This is a genomic window from Prevotella sp. S7 MS 2, assembly GCF_000762865.1.
Classification (GTDB): Bacteria; Bacteroidota; Bacteroidia; order Bacteroidales; family Bacteroidaceae; genus Prevotella.
The window spans coordinates 1-21,306 of sequence record NZ_JRPT01000022.1 but is presented as its reverse complement, the minus strand read 5'-3'; the positions used below and the strand labels follow the sequence as shown (position 1 = coordinate 21,306).

18 protein-coding genes are annotated in these 21,306 nt (G+C 39.1%); 15 read left to right on the top strand and 3 right to left on the bottom strand.

Features of this window, described 5'->3' with window-relative positions; translation table 11 throughout:
* From HMPREF0671_RS05200 to rlmD, 8 genes are all read left to right on the top strand, one after another.
* A complete protein-coding gene (locus HMPREF0671_RS05200; protein WP_052052857.1) occupies nt 1-972 on the top strand; it encodes a homocysteine S-methyltransferase family protein in 972 nt (323 codons plus the stop codon).
* Between the two features lie 115 nt (nt 973-1,087).
* Nucleotides 1,088-1,951, top strand: coding sequence for a type I methionyl aminopeptidase (map, locus tag HMPREF0671_RS05195; protein WP_036897653.1), 864 nt, complete (start codon nt 1,088-1,090; stop codon nt 1,949-1,951).
* A 10-nt stretch (nt 1,952-1,961) separates the two neighbouring features.
* Entirely contained in the window at nt 1,962-2,996 is a 1,035-nt protein-coding gene (gene tsaD / locus HMPREF0671_RS05190; RefSeq protein ID WP_036897557.1) for a tRNA (adenosine(37)-N6)-threonylcarbamoyltransferase complex transferase subunit TsaD, read from the top strand.
* Between the two features lie 25 nt (nt 2,997-3,021).
* On the top strand, nt 3,022-3,534 hold the full coding sequence (locus HMPREF0671_RS05185) for a CinA family protein (protein WP_036897554.1): 513 nt from the start codon (nt 3,022-3,024) through the stop codon (nt 3,532-3,534).
* A gap of 169 nt (nt 3,535-3,703) precedes the next feature.
* A complete protein-coding gene (rpmB, locus tag HMPREF0671_RS05180; protein WP_036897551.1) occupies nt 3,704-3,967 on the top strand; it encodes a 50S ribosomal protein L28 in 264 nt (87 codons plus the stop codon).
* Between the two features lie 5 nt (nt 3,968-3,972).
* Nucleotides 3,973-4,161, top strand: coding sequence for a 50S ribosomal protein L33 (rpmG, locus tag HMPREF0671_RS05175; RefSeq protein ID WP_036897549.1), 189 nt, complete (start codon nt 3,973-3,975; stop codon nt 4,159-4,161).
* Between the two features lie 21 nt (nt 4,162-4,182).
* Nucleotides 4,183-4,341 (top strand): DUF4295 domain-containing protein, encoded by a 159-nt coding sequence (locus HMPREF0671_RS11955; RefSeq protein WP_082721645.1) that lies wholly within the window; start codon nt 4,183-4,185, stop codon nt 4,339-4,341.
* Nucleotides 4,342-4,485: 144 nt separating this feature from the next.
* Nucleotides 4,486-5,904, top strand: a complete 1,419-nt coding sequence (rlmD, locus tag HMPREF0671_RS05170; RefSeq protein WP_036897545.1) for a 23S rRNA (uracil(1939)-C(5))-methyltransferase RlmD — start codon at nt 4,486-4,488, stop codon at nt 5,902-5,904.
* Between the two features lie 113 nt (nt 5,905-6,017).
* On the opposite strand, the gene HMPREF0671_RS05165 is transcribed toward rlmD, so the two are convergent.
* Complete coding sequence (locus tag HMPREF0671_RS05165; protein WP_052052856.1) at nt 6,018-6,890, bottom strand: glycoside hydrolase family 25 protein; 873 nt, start codon at nt 6,888-6,890, stop codon at nt 6,018-6,020.
* Between the two features lie 53 nt (nt 6,891-6,943).
* Nucleotides 6,944-8,584 carry a diphosphate--fructose-6-phosphate 1-phosphotransferase gene (locus HMPREF0671_RS05160; protein WP_036897542.1) on the bottom strand — a complete coding sequence of 547 codons (1,641 nt, stop codon included), beginning with the start codon at nt 8,582-8,584 and terminating at the stop codon, nt 6,944-6,946.
* Between the two features lie 204 nt (nt 8,585-8,788).
* Here HMPREF0671_RS05160 and HMPREF0671_RS12465 point away from each other — a divergent pair, with 204 nt between their 5' ends.
* Genes HMPREF0671_RS12465 through HMPREF0671_RS05135 form a run of 5 tightly spaced genes read left to right on the top strand, consistent with a single transcriptional unit; the run spans nt 8,789 to nt 14,953 of the window.
* On the top strand, nt 8,789-9,064 hold the full coding sequence (locus HMPREF0671_RS12465; protein WP_036897540.1) for a hypothetical protein: 276 nt from the start codon (nt 8,789-8,791) through the stop codon (nt 9,062-9,064).
* A gap of 20 nt (nt 9,065-9,084) precedes the next feature.
* Nucleotides 9,085-9,630, top strand: a complete 546-nt coding sequence (locus HMPREF0671_RS05150) for a 1-acyl-sn-glycerol-3-phosphate acyltransferase (RefSeq protein ID WP_036897537.1) — start codon at nt 9,085-9,087, stop codon at nt 9,628-9,630.
* Nucleotides 9,630-12,545, top strand: a complete 2,916-nt coding sequence (locus HMPREF0671_RS05145) for a xanthan lyase (RefSeq protein WP_036897535.1) — start codon at nt 9,630-9,632, stop codon at nt 12,543-12,545. Before HMPREF0671_RS05150 ends, HMPREF0671_RS05145 begins: the two co-directional genes overlap by 1 nt.
* A 3-nt stretch (nt 12,546-12,548) precedes the next feature.
* Nucleotides 12,549-12,887 (top strand): hypothetical protein, encoded by a 339-nt coding sequence (locus HMPREF0671_RS05140; RefSeq protein WP_036897533.1) that lies wholly within the window; start codon nt 12,549-12,551, stop codon nt 12,885-12,887.
* Between the two features lie 11 nt (nt 12,888-12,898).
* Nucleotides 12,899-14,953 carry a YgiQ family radical SAM protein gene (locus tag HMPREF0671_RS05135; protein ID WP_231725574.1) on the top strand — a complete coding sequence of 685 codons (2,055 nt, stop codon included), beginning with the start codon at nt 12,899-12,901 and terminating at the stop codon, nt 14,951-14,953.
* 106 nt (nt 14,954-15,059) lie between these two features.
* Here the strand turns inward: HMPREF0671_RS05135 and HMPREF0671_RS11760 are convergent, their stop codons facing one another.
* Nucleotides 15,060-17,138: an esterase-like activity of phytase family protein gene (locus HMPREF0671_RS11760; RefSeq protein WP_052052854.1), complete on the bottom strand. Its 2,079-nt coding sequence runs from the start codon at nt 17,136-17,138 to the stop codon at nt 15,060-15,062.
* Between the two features lie 157 nt (nt 17,139-17,295).
* Between HMPREF0671_RS11760 and feoB the strand changes: the two genes are divergently transcribed.
* Nucleotides 17,296-19,716 (top strand): ferrous iron transport protein B, encoded by a 2,421-nt coding sequence (feoB, locus tag HMPREF0671_RS05125; protein WP_036897530.1) that lies wholly within the window; start codon nt 17,296-17,298, stop codon nt 19,714-19,716.
* Nucleotides 19,717-19,851: 135 nt separating this feature from the next.
* Nucleotides 19,852-20,982: a porin gene (locus HMPREF0671_RS05120; RefSeq protein WP_036897527.1), complete on the top strand. Its 1,131-nt coding sequence runs from the start codon at nt 19,852-19,854 to the stop codon at nt 20,980-20,982.
* Nucleotides 20,983-21,306: the final 324 nt, after the last annotated feature.

The window sequence follows — 21,306 nt, the reverse complement described above, 5'->3', positions numbered from 1 at the left end:
ATGGATATACATGAGATTGTAAAGCAACGAGTCTTAATAATGGATGGGGCTATGGGCACCATGATTCAAAGCTACAATCTCAAAGAGGGTAATTTTAGAAACCATGAATTGCCAGATACGTCGTGTTCGTTGTTAGGTAACTATGATGTGTTGAATTTAGTGCGTCCGGATATTATAGAAGATATTCACTGTCGATATCTGAAAGTGGGTACCGATATAATAACAACGAACACATTTAATTCGCAATGTATCTCACAGAGTGATTATCAGATAGCTGATAAAAGTCGTGATATGACTTTAGCAGGTGCTAGAATCGCACGTAAATGTGCGGATCGTTTTTCTGCACCTGATAGCCCAAGGTTTGTTGCCGGGAGTATAGGGCCTACAAATAAAAGAAGTTCTTGCTATGGTTTGTCCAACCATATTTCTGTTAATGAATTACAAGATGCCTATCAAGAGCAGATAGGAGCATTATTGGAGGGCGGGGTAGACTTGCTTCTCATAGAGACGATTACAGACTTAGAAAATGTGAAAGTAGCCATTGAGGCGGCAGAAGTGGAGATGAAGAATTTTGGTAAGTGCATCCCATTGATGTTAAGTGTTACGTTGGATGAGGGGACTGGGCGCATTTTGGCTGGCCAATCATTACAAGAGTTTTTGCAAGGGGTGGCTTCGTATAATATATTTTCTGTCGGCTTGAATTGTTTTCGAGCCCAAAGTATGACACCGTTTTTATACGAATTAGCAACAAAAACTTCTTACTATATCAGTGTGTGTCCTAGTGCGGGAACTCCTAATAGACAAGGAATATTTGAAGAGGCAGTAGAAACGATAACTTCACAACTAGTGGATTTCATGGACAAAAGACTGGTTAACATCGTTGGAGGATGCTGTGGAACTAGTGATAAGCATATCCTTGCATTTACCAATGCTTCATTAGGTAAAGTGCCGCATGTGCCTCTGAGGATATAAATACGATGCGTTGCAAAATTAAAAATATATCACATTTTGGATGAAATAACGAGGACTAATAAAAGGGTATTGATAGTTTTTTATTACCTTTGTCTCTGATTTAAATTTAGAAATGATGATGCTTAAAAGGAAAAAGCGATGGCATTGCATACCCGGTGAGCCTGTTACCGAACTGGATAAGCAAGTGATGTATTGGGAAAACAAAGGAAAGGAAGTGCCAACTCGTGAGTTGATAAAGACTCCTGAACAGATAGAAGGTATTCGTAAGAGCGGTGTTGTCAATACCGGTGTGCTGGATGAAGTTGCAAAGCAGATTCATGCAGGAATGAATACGCAAGAAATCGATGATATATGTATGGCATATTGCAAAGAGCACAATGCCATTCCTGCATGCCTGAATTATGAGGGCTACCCCAAAAGTGTTTGTACAAGTATCAATGAGGTGGTTTGTCATGGTATCCCGAAGACGACAGATGTGTTGCAAGAGGGCGATATTATCAATGTGGATATGACAACTATCTTGGATGGCTATTATGCAGATGCATCTCGAATGTTTATCATAGGTAAGACAACGCCGGAGAAAGAGCAATTGGTAAGAGTTGCCAAGGAATGTTTGGAAATTGGTGCTGAAGCAGCTAAACCGTATAGCTTTGTCGGAGATATAGGTCATGCTATCCAGAAACATGCAGAGAAATATCATTATGGAGTAGTGAGAGATCTTTGCGGTCATGGAGTTGGACTTGACTTTCATGAGCAACCTGATGTGGTACATTATGGGCATAAAGGAACCGGAATGCTATTAGTACCCGGTATGGTCTTCACGATTGAACCAATGATTAACATGGGAACGTGGAAAGTTTTCATAGATGCTGAGGATGAATATGGTTGGGAAGTTATCACAGGAGATGAGTTGCCATCAGCTCAATGGGAGCATACTTTCGTAATGACGGAGCATGGAGTTGAGATCTTAACTTACTAAGGGTAAAAAGATGGAGACAGATAAGGATATATATATATTAGGTATAGAAAGCAGTTGTGATGATACGTCGGCTGCTGTTCTACGAAATGATATTCTACTTAGTAATGTCACGGCATCGCAAGAGGTGCATAAGGCATACGGTGGGGTAGTACCGGAACTGGCTTCTAGGGCACACTTGCAGAATGTAGTGCCTGTTATTCAACAAGCTATAGCCAGAGCTGGTATCAAAAAAGAACAGTTGAATGCGATAGCGTTTACCAGAGGACCGGGGTTGATGGGCTCATTATTGGTAGGAGTGAGCTTCGCCAAGGGGCTCGCTCGTTCCTTGAATATTCCATTGGTTGATGTAAACCACTTGCAAGGACATGTATTGGCTCATTTTATTCGTGAAGATGAGAATGACCATAATCAGCCACCTTACCCATATTTGTGCTTGTTGGTATCAGGCGGAAATTCACAGATTGTGAGAGTAAATGCCTATAATGATATGGAAGTATTGGGACAGACTATTGATGATGCTGCCGGTGAGGCGATTGATAAGTGTTCTAAAGTGATGGGATTAGGTTATCCCGGTGGACCGATTATAGATAGGTTGGCTAGGCAGGGTAATCCTCATGCATATCGTTTTGCTGAACCTAACATTCCGGGAATGGATTATAGCTTTTCCGGCTTAAAGACTTCGTTCTTGTATAATTTGAGAAAATGGGTTGAGGAAGAACCTAACTTCGTTGAGAATCACAAGGAAGATATTGCAGCCAGTCTAGAATATACAATTGTAGATATTCTGATGAAGAAGCTGAGAATGGCAGTTAAAGAAACCCATATTACACATGTTGCCGTTGCAGGTGGTGTAAGTGCTAATAATGGATTGCGGAATGCATTCCGTGAGCATGCTGAAAAATATGGTTGGACGATTTATATTCCTAAATTCAGTTATACGACCGATAATGCTGCGATGATAGGTATTACAGGCTATTACAAGTATCTTGATAAGGAATTCTGCTCTATAGACAAGCCTGCCTTCTCCAAAGTAACATTTAAATAAATAAAGGTAAAATAGAATTTAACCCATGGAATTAGAAAGCAAAGTTTTAAGTAAAGAGATACAGCAGTATTTATATGATAATGGCAAAACCCTTTGTACGGCAGAAAGTTGTACCGGAGGGCGAATTGCAGAGGCTATTATTGCCGTACCCGGTGCAAGCAATTATTTTAAAGGTGGTATTATTAGTTATACCAACGAGGTGAAAATAAATCTTCTACATGTAGATTCTAATGTGTTGGAAGAAAAGACTGCTGTCTGTGAAGAGGTTGCCATCCAAATGGTTAAAGGTGCATGTGAGGCCTTGGACTGCAATTATGCAATTTCAGCAACAGGTATTGCGGGGCCTAGTGGTGGTACACCGGAAATCCCTGTAGGTACTATTTGGATTGGTTATGGTGCTAAGGATGATGTACGCACATTCAAATTGGAAGATGATTTTGGTAGAGACATCAATTTAGCGATTGCAACTAATAAGGCATTACACCTTTTCTTAGATTACTGTAAAGAACATATTGATAAAGAGTTTTCGAGAGATTAAACTGCTCAGAGAGCGAGTTGGAAACTATGATAATAAAGCTAAATTAAATAAAAAAGCTTAAATGGATAGATTCTTTACTCGAATACTTTGGATATTCGCGAAATATTTGTAATTTTGCACCCTGTTTGGAATAAGTATCAAAAAACGAAATCAAAATTAAAAGATAGCAATGTCTAAGATTTGTCAGATTACAGGAAAGAAGGCACAGTTAGGTTGTAATGTGTCTCACTCAAAGCATCGTACAAAGAGAAGCTTTGATGTTAACCTTTTCAGCAAAAAATTCTACTATGTAGAAGAGGATTGTTGGATTAGTCTTAAAATCAGTGCTGCAGGTCTTCGCCTCATTAATAAAGTAGGTTTGGACTCTGCTTTGAAAATGGCTGTATCTAAAGGATACTGCGACTGGAAAGACATTAAAGTTATAGGAGAATAATTATCATGGCAAAGAAAGCTAAAGGCAATAGAGTTCAGGTAGTTCTTGAATGCACTGAAATGAAAAATAGCGGCCTTCCCGGAACAAGCCGTTATGTAACAACCAAGAATCGCAAGAATACCCCTGAGCGTCTTGAATTGATGAAGTATAATCCTATCATGAAGAAGATGACTCTTCATAAGGAAATTAAGTAACATTTAATCAGCTAAGATAATATGGCAAAGAAAGCGGTCGCTACCCTCCATGAAGGTTCTACGGATGGTCGTGCATATTCTAAAGTTATCAAAATGGTAAGAAGCCCGAAGACTGGTGCTTACATGTTTGATGAACGTATGGTTCCTAATGAGGCCGTTAAAGACTTCTTTAAGAAATAATTAAATAGAATTTCTATAAGACATATAGAGGTTGTCATGAAGATGGCAACCTCTATTTTTTTGAAAGTTATTTTGGAATTATTGTACTCTTAACGCGTAATTCATCTATTTCTTTGTACCTTTGCATCTATCCAAAAAAGCATTATGAGTAGAAGATCAAAACCCTTACCAAAGTTTGAGAAGATTAAAATAGAATCTGTTGCAGCAGAAGGGAAATGTATTGCCCATATAGATGATATGGTTGTATTTGTTCCTTTCTGTGTGCCGGGTGACGTTGTGGACATACAGATTGTTAAGAAGAAACATCATTACTGTGAAGGTAGGGTAGAGCGTTTTGTTGAATTGAGTGAGGTTAGAACTTCACCCAAATGTCCTCATTTTGGCATTTGCGGAGGATGTAAGTGGCAGATATTACCATACGAAAAGCAATTGGAAGCAAAACAACAGCAGGTTTATGACCAGTTGTCACGTATTGGCAAAGTTGAATTGCCTGAATTTAATCCAATTTTGGGATCCGTAGAGATATTCGAATATCGTAATAAATTGGAATTTGGATGTTCTAATAAGCGCTATTTGACTAGGGAAGAGATTGCTTGTGGTACTGTGTATGATAACATGAATGCGATAGGCTTTCATGTAAACGGTGCGTTTGATAAGATTTATCCTATAGAAAGATGCGTATTGATGGATGATTTCCACAACACTATAAGAAATGAGATTTATTCTTATAGTATCGACCATCATATTTCCTTTTATGATATCAAGGCACAGACAGGGCTTTTGCGTGATATTATGATTAGAAATTCTAATCTTCAGGAATGGATGGTATTGGTTCAATTCCACTTTGATAATGAAGGGGATGAAGCTATTGCTTTGGATTTGATGGAGCATATAAAGCTGCGCTTCCCAGAAATCACGTCTTTATTATACGTTGATAATCAGAAGGGTAATGATACTTTTGGTGATTTGGATTTGACATTGTATAGTGGGAGAGACTATATTTACGAACAGATGGAAGACTTAAAATTTAAAGTAGGTCCCAAGAGTTTCTATCAGACTAATACGGAACAAGCCCTTCATCTGTATACGGTAGCTCGTAATTTTGCAGGCTTGACAGGCAATGAACTTGTATATGACTTGTATACGGGGACGGGAACTATAGCTAATTTTGTTGCAAGAAAGGCGAGAAAAGTGGTTGGTATAGAATATGTTCCAGAGGCAATTGAGGACGCTAAGAACAATAGTCATATCAATCAAATACATAATACTGTATTTTATGCAGGAGATATGAAGAACCTGTTAACGACTGATTTTGTGAGTGAAAATGGTAAACCTGATGTGATTATTACAGATCCACCAAGAGCCGGTATGCATGAAGATGTAGTTAAGGTTATTTTAGATACCGCTCCAAATCGGATAGTATATGTGAGTTGTAATCCAGCAACGCAAGCTCGTGATTTAGCTTTATTGGATGTAGATTATCGTGTAAAATCCGTTCAACCTGTTGATATGTTCCCACATACGCCACATGTAGAGAACGTTGTTCTTTTGGAACGCCGATAGCATATATTCAATTAATATTTTTAAGTAAAATAAGAATAATATTCTATTTTCCGGTAAAGCCCTTTTTGTAATATAATCTGTATTATGATAAATTAATATAGATGACTAATGCTCTACCACTCATCATTACCAATGGTTAGTTTTTTAAGATCATAGAATGAGCCATTATAAATATTAAAGTCTACATACCCTTTAATTCCCGGTAATCTACCAGCATCTGTATGCTGCCAGAATTTCCATGCTCCTTTATATTCTACCTTATCTACATAATAATGTGCAATCCAATATGGATAATCCTCAAACACCGGAGCATTCAGATAAGCCTCTTTGAACTTATAATATGTATATATGATGGGTTTTACATGGTATCTGTCTTCAACAATATGTAACCATGTAAGGATGTCCTGTTGGAAATCTTCAGTGCTTTGATTCTTGGGTTTCTTCTCAACATCTAGTACTGGCGGTAAATCACCATCCAGTAAGTTCACTTTTTTAAGGAAAAAGTTTGCTTGTTCGCGAGCTGTAGATTTGACACTCCAAAAATGATATGCCCCACGCAAGAAGCCATACTCACGAGCTCGACTGAAATTTTCTTCAAAGTTTTCATCGATTTCAGAAGCGCCTTCTGTCGATTTAATTATGATAAATCGAAGTGGACATCCTTCAATCATTGCATTTTGGAGTTTGTCCCAATTAATATATCCTTGATAATGAGAAATATCTATTCCATGTATTTCATAGCCAGAGGGATAACGTGTATCTCCATATAATGCCCTCCATCTAAAGCCTGTTGGTCCTACGAAGAAGTAATAGAAAATCCATACATAAACAAGTACAATCCCTATTCCACCAAACCAATAAGCACGTTTAGGTAAATTATGAAGAAAAGAAAAGATGTGTTTCTTTTTTCTCTTTATTCCCTTATTTCGTTTACGATTTGGGCGTATAGCAGATGGTTTCCTTTGTGTAGAGACTCTCTTGTTCATAAAAAGATTGGGTAGAGACACACTGCTCTACCCAATGATTTCATATATAATTTTTATTTCTGTTCTAAGGCAAGTGTCTTAGTCGTTTGATCACATACATCAGATGGACCCCAATACTGGATAGGACCGGGATAGATATAGCAAGTTTCCTTAGCCCATTTGTCGCGTCTAGCTGTAAAGAATTTGAAAGGCTCGCCCTCCAACTCTACCAAAGCTTTACGAATAACAGGCTTCATCTCGCCATTACGTCTTTCCATATTCATCATCATGGTAATAGGAACGCCACCAGCTTTCCAGTTATCAGTCTTATCTGTGGTGTTCTTCACAATTGCCATGTAACCAGTCTTACCATTTGCAATCAAGAGAGCTGCACTTGTACCCAATGCATAGCAATAGTCTGCATCGAAATTAGAAGGAGCTGCGCAACGTCCTTCGTATCCAAAGAAGTGGTGCAATGGAGAGAACTTGCCTTCATACTTGCCTTCTTTCTTCCATTGATTTAGTTTATCACCAATCATTTCAGAAATCAATTTCTCTGTTTCAATCAATGATACCTGTACATTTCCGTGCGGGTCACGATCCAAACTCAATTGTCTTGCAACGCCTTCTGGTAGGGTCTCAAATGTAGCTTTGTTAGCTTCACTCAAATGAGACAGGATATATTCTCTTTGAGCAGCTTTGTCTAAGTCTTTATAATCATCACCGTGAGCAGCTAAGAGATCGTTTAATTCTTGGATCAAACGTCCAATTGCAGGGATAAACTCAATAAGACCTTCTGGTATAAGAACAACACCAAAGTTCTGACCTTGAGCAGCTCTAGAGGCAACAGCAGAAGCAATTTGCTCAACGATGTCGTTTAGAGTCTGATCTTTTGCTTCCACTTCTTCAGAAATTAAGCAAATGTTTGGTTGTGTCTGTAAAGCGCATTCAAGAGCAATATGAGATGCAGAGCGACCCATTAATTTGATGAAGTGCCAATATTTACGTGCAGAATTGCAATCGCGTTCGATATTGCCAATCAGCTCGCTGTAGGTCTTTGTTGCTGTATCGAAACCGAAAGAAGTTTCAATTTGGTCATTTTTTAAGTCACCGTCAATTGTTTTGGGGCAGCCAATCACTTGAACACCATACTTCTTTGCTGCGTAATATTCTGCGAGAACGCATGCGTTTGTGTTAGAGTCATCACCACCGATGATTACGATAGCTTTGATATTCAACTCACGAATGATCTCAAGTCCTTTTTCAAATTGTTCTTCTTTTTCAAGCTTTGTACGGCCGGAACCAATCATATCAAATCCACCCGTATTTCTATATTCATCAAGGAATTCCGGAGTAATCTCAATATAATTATGGTCAACCAAGCCACCGGGGCCCATCAAGAAACCATATAAGCGATTATTTGGATTCAAATTCTTTACAGCATCAAACAAGCCACTAATCACATTGTGACCACCGGGAGCCTGACCACCACTAAGAATAATACCAACATTCATTTCCAAAGAATTCTTCTCATCACCCGGAATAAACTCTACGAGAGGCATTCCGTAAGTGTTAGGGAATAATTTCTTGATTTCTTCCTGATTGTCTACACTTTGTGTAGGTTCTCCTTCCTTAATTTTAACTGCACCTTGAAGAGCTTTAGGCAACTTTGGCTGGTAACCAGCTCTTTCTTTCTGCAATGCACTAATTTCCATAGTTAACAATAAAATAATTATTTAAGTGATATGATATATCGTTTATCAGTGCAAAAATAGCGTTTTTAATTGAGATGATAAAGGATTTTATAGACAAATCATACATTTAGAATATTTTGTGGACTATATAACTTGACGTTTCCATTTTTTTTCCTACCTTTGGCATATAACAAAACATGATACGGATTTCTAACAAGAAAAATTATGGCAAACAAACGAGTTCTTAAGCGTACAATCAACTACATTTGCAGTGAATTATTCTCAGAGTGCATTGCTGCTTCTTTGTATAATGGGCATCATGTCAATCGGGACAATATGGATGCTTTGCTATCGTCGATTATAGTCATTCATAGTAACTATATTCGAAGAGTTTCCCATGTAGAGCCCGGAATGAAGAGTAAGGTTTACTTCAAGTCTTTAATTAAAGATTTCAATCAACAAATTGATGAGGTAATAGACCAAATTAATAATCTCGCTTAATTTACTCTGCAACATTTCAAATGCTTAGAAAATTTTGTAATTGGTATTTATACTCATATCTGGGATGGAAGAAGAACATAACTATTGCGCATCCTGATAAGTATATACTCTGTTTAGCTCCCCATACAAGTAACTGGGATTTCTTTTTAGGGCAAATATATTCTCGTGCAGAAGGCTTCAAAATCAATTTCTTAATGAAGAAAGAGTGGTTCTTTTGGCCATTGGGTAATCTGTTTAAAGCAATGGGAGGTATTCCAGTATGGCGCGATAAGCATTCCAGTATGACGGATAACCTTGCCAATACGGCAATCAAATCCAGTCAATTCAAACTCTGCATCACACCGGAAGGTACGCGCTCTTACAATCCGGATTGGAAAAAGGGGTTCTATTTCATAGCCTTGAAAGCCGGTATTCCTATATTGCTTTATGGTGTGGATTATCAGAAGAAAATAATAGAGTGTACGAAAGTATTTATTCCTACGGGAGATTTTGACAAGGATATTGTTGAAATTAAGCAATATTACTCTTCTTTTGTAGGGAAATACCCGCAGAAGTTTGGTTATTGATGAATAAAAAGATTATATTATTGATAGCTTCTTGTATATTGTCTTTTGAGGGATTCTCTCAAGAGACAATTAAGTTAAATGCGTCTATCAATAATAGATTGTATGGATATTTTGGAGATATACCAACTCTCGACAATAATAAGAATTACGTGTCGAATATATCTGTGGATAACCGGGCAAAGTCGGTAATAGTTTCCTTGAGGAATATCTATGCCCAACTAAATGTTACTCCGAAGCAAGTTGGCAAGACCTATAAAATTATTAGGAAGGAGCTTCCACGTACATTTAAAGATTATACCCTCAAGGTTCTTGTTAATAATTTACCTATAGAATATTTACCAAAAGACAGCAAGATTTCGAGTGTGGAGTCTAGAAACCTTTGGGGAAGCATCGAATATGATGGTACTCCATGGGTGTCGGAAGTGACGAAGCCCTGTGAACCATATCATGGACTTTATAATAAGCACATCTCTGTTTGGGCCAGTCATGGTAGGTATTTCAATAACAACAAGCAAATATGGGAATGGCAACGCCCTAATTTGTTTGGAACTACAGAGGATTTGTTTACTCAAACAATCGTAGTTCCTTATCTTATTCCTATGTTGCAAAATGCTGGTGCTGTGATATTTACTCCTAGGGAGCGTGATTGGCAAAAGCAAGAATATATTGTAGATAATGATGATGTAAATCCCGGTGTCCGTTATCTTGAAGTGAATGTTAAGCATGACTGGAAGACTAGCAAAGAAAAAGGATTTGCATGGCATGCCGGTTCTTATGCTGATGGTGAGAATCCGTTTGTAGCCGGAACTGCCAAAATGGCTAAGTCTACAAAAAGTAATAAACACTTCTCTCTATTGTCATATCAACCTCAGATTCAAGAAGCGGGCAAATATGCTGTATATGTTTCTTACCAGACATTACCGAATAGCGTTCCTGATGCTCATTACACTGTGTATCACCAAGGTGAGAAGACTGTGTTCCGCGTCAACCAAACGATGGGTGGAGGTACTTGGGTATATTTAGGTACGTTTAATTTCGATGCTGGATGTAGTGAAGAAAATCGTGTTGTGCTTACCAATCAATCCGGAAAACGTGGGGTAGTAACGTCCGATGCAGTCCGATTTGGCGGCGGTATGGGAAACATTCGCCGAGGAACTACTGTCAGTGGACTTCCGAGAGCTTTAGAAGGGGCTAGGTATTATGCACAATGGGCAGGTGCCCCCTACTCTATTTATAGTAGCAAGAACGGACAAGACGACTATAGTGATGATATTAATGCCCGTTCATATATGACCAATTGGTTGGCTGGAGGCTCTTGTTTTGTACCAACAAAAGAAGGGCTGAAGGTTCCAATGGAATTAAGTTTGGCAGTTCACAGCGATGCAGGTTTTGAATCTGATGGCAAATCTCTTACTGGTTCGCTTGCAATTTACACTACCAATTTTAATGATGGGAAACTCTCGTCGGGTGTCAGTAGACTGCTTTCTAGAGATTTTGCAAAGTCCTTACTTGATGGATTAAATAGAGATTTGTCTGCTACGATTGGAAAACAGTGGGCTATTCGTTATTTATGGGATCGTAATTATTCCGAGACCCGTAATCCGGAGATGCCCTCTGCCATCCTAGAGATGCTATCTCATCAAAATTTTCCCGATATGGTATTGGCGCAAGACCCTAATTTTAAGTTTACTTTAGCGCGTTCTGTATACAAGACAATACTTCGGTTTATTAATACTAATCATGGGCGCCCAAGCATTGTGCAGCCCCTATCTCCGCAGAATTTTAGTATTCAGATATTAGATGCAACTCATGTCAAGCTATCATGGTTGCCAACTTTCGATCCATTAGAACCTACTGCTGCGCCTACATCTTTTAATATTTATCAAGCTATCGGGAAGCATGGATTCGATAATGGTATGAATATTAAGACGAATTCTTGTGTAATAAACGTTGTGCCCGGCAGGCAATATCGTTTTAAAGTAACTGCTGTCAATAGCGGTGGAGAAAGTTTTCCGACACCGGTCTTGTCTAGCATATCAGTTGGTTCGGATAAGAAGACAGTTTTGGTTGTTGATCATTTCGATCGGTTATCGGCTCCGGCAGTTATTGACGATGGTGTTCGACAAGGATTTGATTTGCAAGAAGACCCCGGAACCCAAAGAGGACTATATGCCGGTTGGAATGGATTACAACAAGATTTTGACCGTTCAAAGATGGGAAAAGAGGGGCCGGGAGGACTTGGGTATGGCAGTGATGAACTTGCAGGGCACCTTATTGCTGGTAACAACTTTGACAATGTATCAGCCCATGTTGCAGCTATATCTACAGCGCATCAATATAATGTCGTGAGTACTACGGCTTCTGCTGTAGAAACTGGCATGGTAAATCTAGCAGAATATGATATTGTAGACTTGGTAAATGGCCTGCAGAAATATGTACCTCATGCCTTGAAGAATTATAAGGTGTTCTCTTCTAAGTGGCAACAATTGTTAACAGTATTTACTCAAAAACCGCATGTGGGCTTGATTGTCAGTGGCAGTTATAATGGTAGTGACAGTCAATCTCTAGCCGATAGTGCATTTTTGGCACGTGTATTAAAGCTCCAATACGCACGTTCCAATACGGAAACAAATGATTCAATCGTATCGGGACTTAACAATCGCATGGAGATTTATAGAACACTTAATCCTATACATTATGCTGCAACATCTACCGATGTATTGCAACCTGCATCTACCGATGCTTTTTCCGCAATGCTATATGGCGATGGAAGTAGTGCAAGTGTTGCATATAATGGACAAGATTACAATTGTATAACGTTAGGATTCCCATTTGAATGCATTAAGTCTAAATCACAACAAGGACTCATCATGCAGGGACTTCTCCAATTTGTTGATAAAACCGAAAATAAATAGTATATGTATAAGATTCAAGCAAATCAATCAGGTACAAGGAGTATTGAGATTAGCGAAGCTCATTTAGAGACGCTTGATAAGTATCAGCTCCTTCGCAATTTAGTAGATAGCAATGGAATTATAGATGAAACCGTGCTAGATAAACTAAAGTTTAATACCAGAGCAATTTTAGAAACAGAGGCCGGACAAGACAAACTGTTACTCGATTTGTGTCTTGATGTCATTTATAATAGCAATATGAAAGCTATCGGACTGCATAATTTGGTCTTGTTGTATGTAGATTGGAAAGACAAGAAGAGTGAATCAGAGCTCGATGTAGATCCTCTGACAGTAACTGATTAATAGTAAATACCTTGATAGATAAGAGTACTATTTTTAGTAAACAGGGCTATACACAGCCAAATTTAACCGACTTTCTACCCACGACAAAGAAAGAGTGTCTTCTACGTGGATGGGACGAATTAGACGTTATCTTATTCTCCGGAGATGCCTATGTAGACCATCCCTCGTTTGGTGTTGCAGTGATTGGCCGGAGTTTAGAAGCTGCGGGATATCGTGTGGCTGTCGTTCCTCAACCTGACTGGCATGGGGATTATCGAGATTTTAAGAAGTTAGGACGCCCTCGCCTCTTCTTTGGAGTCTCCCCGGGATGTATGGATTCGATGGTTAATAAGTATACTGCCAATAGGCGTTTACGCTCCGTTGATGAATATAGTCCTGATGGCCGTCATGATTGTAGGCCCGAATACCCGACAATAGTCTATACACAGATACTAAAACAGTTATTCCCTGACGTGCCGGTAGTGTTGGGTGGGATTGAGGCTTCCATGCGAAGGCTCACACATTATGATTATTGGCAAGACCGATTGCGTAAGTGTATTCTCTGCGATAGTGGTGCAGATTTGTTGTTGTATGGTGCTGGTGTCAAGTCTATTCTGCAACTTAGTGAGAATTTGAATAACGGATTGGCTATCAAACAAATCCGCTCTATACCTCAAACTGTATATTTAACTAAAGAAAAAGATATTCCCGATGGTATCTCCGAGGACGATATTGTGTTGCATTCCCATGAAGAATGTTTGAGCAATAAGAAGGCTGAAGCCGAGAATTATAGACACATAGAAGAAGAGTCTAATCGTATTCATGCCAAACGACTATTACAAGGGGTTGACAATCAATATGTAGTTGTGAATCCTCCGTATCCCACATTGACGACAGAGGAACTTGATGCTACATTTGATTTGCCGTACACGCGACTTCCACATCCCAAATATAAAGGCAAGAAGATTCCTGCATATGAGATGATAAAATTCTCTGTGAATATGCATCAGGGATGTTTTGGCGGTTGCTCGTTCTGTACAATCTCTGCCCATCAAGGTAAATTTGTTGTATGTCGATCGAAGGAAAGTATCATCAATGAAGTGAAACACATCACGCAAATGCCCGATTTCAAAGGGTATTTGTCCGATTTGGGCGGTCCTTCGGCTAATATGTATGGTATGAGAGGACGCAATAAGAAGGCTTGCGAGCATTGCGCCCGTCCCTCGTGTATCCATCCTCAGGTCTGCCCTAATCTGAATACAGACCATGGTAAAGTACTAGAAATCTATCGAGCTGTAGATGCTTTGCCCGGCATCAAAAAGAGTTTCATTGGTAGCGGAGTACGCTACGATCTTCTTCTGCATCGTAGTAAAGATGAACAAATCAATGAGACGGCCAAGGAATATACGCGTGAGCTGATAACGAAACATGTCAGTGGCCGATTGAAAGTAGCCCCGGAGCATACAAGTGATAATGTGCTTAAGTTGATGCGAAAGCCTTCCTTTACTCAATTTTATGAGTTTAAGAAGATATTTGATCGTATTAATCGAGAAGAAAATCTGCGACAACAGATTATACCATACTTTATCAGTAGCCATCCCAGATGCGAGGAAGAAGATATGGCTGATCTTGCTATTAAGACGAAAGATTTGGATTTTCACTTAGAGCAAGTGCAAGACTTCACCCCTACCCCAATGACTATTTCTACCGAAACTTGGTATACTGGATATGATCCATATACGCTCGAACCGGTCTTTAGCGCCAAGACTCCTAAGGAAAAGTTGGCTCAACGCCAATTCTTCTTCTGGTATAAACCGGAAGAGAGGCGGAATATCGAGAAAGAATTGGTACGTATTGGGCGTCCGGAATTAATCAAGCGACTGTATCCCAACGGTAGTTCTGCATCGAATAGCGGTTATAAAAAGAATGTAAGATATAGCGACCGACCGGGTGGTAGTAGCTATGAGGAACGTGCGGTAGATAAAGCCACTGGACGAAAGAAGAAATCTTCTTATCCTACAGAACATATAAAGAGAGGTGATATTCCGCAAGCTTGGAAACCAAAAACAGGCAGGCGGCATCGTTAATTCTTTACTATGACTTTGCTGCAAAGGATAGGCAGCATCGTTGAACAGGCTCCGCAGTAATACTGTTATTTCCATGCAGTAATGTTGCGGAGTTTTTGCAAATATATCATATATATACTATGATGGTTTTGAACCAATCTTTGAGCATGCCTTTATAGCGATGTTGGGAGTCGGTGACCAATAGCAATACCTGTCCCCCATCAACTAGTTTAGGGCCTAGGCACATTCCTTCGTAGTTGGCAAAAGAATGGTTTGTAATGTTCATTTTAGTCTTCCACTTAGTTAGTAGATGCTTTTCCAACTGTCTATTGATGGGGCGTGCCTCATAGAGTTTACATTCTGCCCATGCTCCGATCTTCTTTTCCGGAATCATGACTTCTCGTTCTAACACTAGCAAACGGCCATCGTTTAAAGCACATATTTCGCTAACACCATTTACATAGTTCTTTGCTGATGTGGCTTGATCAACTTTGTACTTCCATACATTGATAAGCCTTAAGTTGCTATCATATTCTATCATTCGGCAATCTTCAGCTTCAGTTGCAGTCCAAAGGCGTTGTGTATTTTCATTCCATGATAGAGATTCCAGCCCTCTATTGCTATCTAATCTTTGCTTTATAGAATCTGGTATAAATACATTATTACCAGAGAGTTGTCCATTTAAATCATATTCTTTAATGACATTATCTTTTTCACCGGATATAAAAATCGAGTTACGAATTTTACAGTAGGCTATGCCCTCTCCATCTCTATTCGGTCGCCCACTTGTTTTGATAGCTTCTAATTCTATGTTTTGAATGGTTCCGGAGATAGAATCAATATTTATATGAAAGATACTGAAACCATCGGGGCTTGCCTTATCGTCTACGATGGCATATCTATTATTGCCTAAATAGCTGATTCCACTGTAATCTCCTGCGGGTATTTGCTTGGAAAATACTTGTTGAGAGTTTTCTTTGACTTTGATTTTCGTGTATGTTGGGTGATTCGCTTCCTCGTCTTTCCAATAATTTTTCGCTTTTAGGAAGATGCGTTTAGCGTGTCCATTCTTTCCTCTTAGTTCAATTTCTTGAGTTGGTGTGTCGTCTATCTCCCATTCCTCGTCCCATGTGAGGCGTTTTACTGGTTTGTGATTAATGGCAACGATGGTATCTCCGATTTCTATACCACTCTTACGTGCATCCCCATCTCTTACCAATGAGGAAACTATCCAACCATCGCAAATGTCTGTACGATTTCGAAATCCGTAATCATAGCCTTTGACATCACTGTTCTCTTCTTTATTGAATCGTTTTAAATAAAGGTATCCTCTTTCTTCATCTACTATGATATTATAGTCGCTCCATATCCCATTGCCTACTACTCCTAGCCATTCCTGTTTGCTAAAAGCCCCTACTCCTTCGGGGAGATAAGACACTGTACAATTCTTGATGGTGTCGTTTCCTAATAAAAGAATTTGATCTGCTTTTATATCAACAAAGTATTCCTGTTCCTTGCTGCCCACACCAAAATTAGTAATATCGGTTATACGTTTCTTTCGTGGGATGGAATCTAAATGATAAGTGGAAGTTGTATGGGCTGTAAAATCAATGGTACCACCGCTTCCAGTATCCATCAAGTACCATCCTTTAATCGTCTTATCTCCTATTTTAACGGAAAGATAGAGAAATATTCTCTGTTTATGGCAGCGCACCAAAACGCGTTGCCACGAGGATAAGTCTTTTGGTAATTCAGTGTTGAATTTAAAATATTGATACTCAAAATTGATTTCATAGGGACGATGATGAAGCCCTTGAATACCAACAAGACCATCTGCATGGCAGTCAAGAATATCTCTTAACCGTATTACCGGAATATAAGGATATGGCACATTGGATGCTCCTTGTTTTATTTGGGTGTCTTCGTAAATGAGAGGAACGGTTAGCCTTCCGGCTCCTCCCCCAATATTTGCTTTTTGAATATTACGAGTATGCCACTTGGAGTGTGCGAAGAACACTGAGTCTATGCAACAAAGATTGTTACCACCTGTGTCGAAAATGAGTTGACAGGGAATGGTGTCGTTGATAGCGGATTGAAAATATATATGCCCATAGTACTTAAATGGAATACTGTCGTCGGCTGTAATCTCATTTGGGAATGCCACGATCAGGAGGAAAAACCATATATATTGTAGCTTTAGTTTCATGTTTCTTTTAAATTTACGTAATAATAGATATTGCAAATATACGCAATTGCAGCTAGATGTCTATACCTATAAATAGGTATTTTATATAAAAAATGGAATTATAAGAAAACAAAAGCAAAGTTTATTGTTTACTTTTGCATGTTATAGATATTGGAATATGAAGTTATCAGATCTGAAGACCGGCGAATACGGTATCATTATAAAAGTAACAGGACACGGCGGTTTCCGAAAACGCATCGTAGAGATGGGCTTTATCAAAGGGCAAAAAGTAGAGGTCTTACTCAATGCTCCCCTACAAGATCCCGTCAAATATAAGGTCATGGGATATGAAGTTTCATTGCGTAGGAGTGAAGCCTCCATGATAGAAGTGATGAGTGAGAAGGAGGCTAAAGTTTTTAGTTCTGATAAAGATTATACAACTTCTATTGTTCCGGAAAACGAATTACATGTTTCTGATGACGAATTAGAGTTGGCAGCAATAGCCAAAAGGCGAGTTATCAATGTGGCTTTGGTGGGCAATCCGAATTGTGGTAAGACTTCTCTATTCAATTTTGCTTCGGGCGCACATGAACGTGTCGGTAATTATAGCGGTGTAACTGTTGATGCTAAAGTGGGCCATACCGAACATCGAGGATACCATTTCAATTTGGTAGATTTACCGGGAACTTATAGTCTATCTGCTTATAGTCCGGAAGAATTGTATGTAAGGAAGCAGATTATAGAGCAGATGCCAGATGTTATTATCAATGTCATAGATACCAGTAATTTAGAACGCAATCTTTATCTTACAACCCAATTGATAGATATGCACTTACGTATGGTATGTGCACTCAATATGTATGATGAGGTAGAGAAGCGGGGCGATCATGTTGATGAAGACAAATTGGGCACTCTCTTCGGGATACCTATGATACCGACATCGTTTACGAATGGTCGTGGACTCAATCAGCTCCTAGATGCGGTAGTTGATATGTATGAGGGAAATGAAGGAGATAATCTACATTTTCGCCATATCCATATCAATCATGGACACGAGATAGAGGCAGGTATATTGCATATTCAGCATTATCTAAAAAGCAATATAGATCTTCGTCAGAAGTATTCTACTCGTTATTTGGCTATCAAACTATTAGAACATGATCAGGATGTAGAATCGTATATTAAAACACTAGATAAAGATGAGGAAATCTTTGCAGAACGCAAAAAGGCTGAAGATAGAGTGAGAGAAGAAACTGGAGTAGACAGTGAAACGGCTATTATGGATGCTAAATATGGTTTTATCCATGGTGCATTGCAAGAAGCCCTCTATTCAACAGGTAATAAGAAAGACACTTACCAGACTACTCACCTGCTCGATCGTATCATAACCAATCGATATTTAGGATTTCCTATATTCATATTGTTCTTATGGTTGATGTTTGAAGTAACATTCACCCTTGGACAGTATCCGATGGATTTGATTGAGGCGGGAGTTACTTGGCTTGGTCAAACTGTAAGTGAGGTGTTACCAGCCGGGCCTCTGAAAGCCATGATTTCCGATGGAATCATTGGTGGTGTTGGCGCTGTGATAGTCTTTCTACCGCAGATATTGATTCTCTACTTTTTTATCTCATACATGGAAGATTCGGGATATATGGCCAGAGCTGCTTTCATAATGGATAAACTTATGCACAAGATGGGATTGCATGGAAAGTCGTTTATTCCATTGATAATGGGATTTGGGTGTAATGTTCCTGCTGTCATGGCTACGCGAACCATTGAGAGTAGACGTTCTAGGCTTATTACCATGCTCGTTCTTCCGATGATGAGTTGCTCGGCCAGACTGCCTATTTATATTATGATTATAGGGACATTCTTTGCAGCCGAATACCGCTCTACCGTTATGATGTCACTTTATTTTATTGGAATTTTGATGGCAATAATTATCGGTCGGCTATATTCTCAAGTACTAGTGAAAGGAGAAGACACCCCCTTTGTGATGGAGCTTCCCCCCTATCGTTTCCCTACGTGGAAAGCAATTGGTCGACATACATGGGAAAAAGGTAAACAATATCTAAAAAAAATGGGTGGTATCATCTTGGTGGCAAGCATTATAGTATGGGCTTTAGGATATTTTCCGCATCATGATGAATTGTCTGCTAGTCAGCAACAAGAACAGAGCTATATTGGCAGGATAGGTAAAGCTATAGAACCTATATTCCGTCCTCAAGGTTTTGATTGGAAATTAGATGTTGGTTTGCTAGCAGGTGTTGGGGCAAAGGAAATCGTGGCCAGCACCATGGGAGTACTTTATAGTGATGACAGTAGTTTTGCTGATGATGATTCATATAACTCTGATGCAGCAAAATATACGCGTTTGAGAAGAATGATGGTAGCAGATGGGATTACCCCCTTAGCCGCTTATAGTTTTTTGTTGTTTGTGTTACTCTATTTCCCTTGCATTGCAACGATAGCTGCAATCAAAGGAGAGACTGGTAATTGGAAATGGGCTATTTTCACAGCGGTATATACAACAGGATTGGCATGGGTAGTCTCTGCACTCACATATCAGCTAGGAACTCTTTTGGGATTCTCGTAATTCAGGGATGGAAGTGCAATTTTGCAACATTAATTAGAACAAGGAATTTCCTGCAAAAAATAGCATGAATTTAAAAAAATGGTTACTTTTGCACTAATCACTAAACGAAAATAGAAAATCGTTAATCATTTATTTATGAAAAAGGAAATCCTTGCATCATTACTTGTATTGGCATCTTATGGTGCATCAGCGCAAGAAAGTAAAGCAACTTGGGTCAACAATTTAAAGTTGTCTGGGTATGGTATCACGCAATACCAGTATAGTGGACAGAGTGGTGCGAAAGCTAACTCCTTTAATATTCGATTGGTCAGGGTTTCTCTTGACGGTAGAATTCTTAATGATGTAGCATGGAAAGCGCAAATTCAGTTGAATGGTAACACTTCTACACTGGGCAGTAGTCCTCGTATTGTAGATTTGTTTGCAGAATGGCAAAAATATGGTTACTTTAAAGTGAAGTTGGGACAATTTAAACGACCATTTACCTTTGAGAACCCTATGCATCCGGTTGACCAAGGCTTTATGGGCTATGCACAGAATGTTACAAGCTTAGCTGGCTTTAATGATCGAGTTGGAGCACATAGTTCTAATGGTAGGGATATAGGTCTTCAGCTGCAAGGTGATTTCTTGAAGAGCTCAAATGGCCGTAATTTGCTACATTATCAAGTTGGTATCTTTAATGGACAGGGTATCAATGTAAAAGATGTAGACCAACGTAAGGATATCATTGGTGGTATATGGGTAATGCCAGTAGCCGGTATGAGACTAGGTGTATTCGGTTGGGAAGGCTCTTATGCCCGAAAAGGCGATTGGTCTGAGACAGATGCTGCTGGCAATACCGTAGAACATAAGGGAGCTATTAGAAGTTTGTCACAACACCGTTATGCCATCAGTGGGGAATATGTGGTGAATGATTGGACATTCCGTTCGGAGTATATCCATTCTACTGGTAATGCTTTTGCTAAGACTTATCAAGACTCCAAGACTGCTTCTGATTGCACTCTGAGCAGTAATGGCAATAAAGCTGACGGGGTTTACGTTTTAGCAATAGCTCCCATCATTAAAAAGCAGATGCATGTAAAAGCTCGTTATGACCTTTATAGAAAGACAGGAGAATGGGCTTCTGCAAAGACTTTTTATGAAATAGGTGCAGATTATGAATTTACTAAGAATTTAGAAATCTCGGCCGAGTACGCAAGAGTAAACGATAGAACGCTAGCAAAGCATGATTATGATATGGTAGATGTGCAGGTTAGTTTCAGATTTTAGTAATATCAAAAGAAAAGGAATAAATAATTATGGAAGATAACTATAGAAATTCGACAGAAAAGAATTATGTGCATCACCGTCATCACAGCAACGGAAAACATCGTCATAGCCATTACAATATGACGACAGAGGCTGCAAGAGCAAGGAGAAGAAGAAAGTTCTTGGCCAATGTACTTTTCGCTTGTCTAGTGATTTTGGCACTTATAATAATTTGTTTCGTAGCATGGTTATATACCGCATAATTTAGAGACATTGTTATCTAGGGCACAAATATAGTCTTATGTTTGTACCCTATTTTATTCTATTTATACGCGAGTTCGGGAT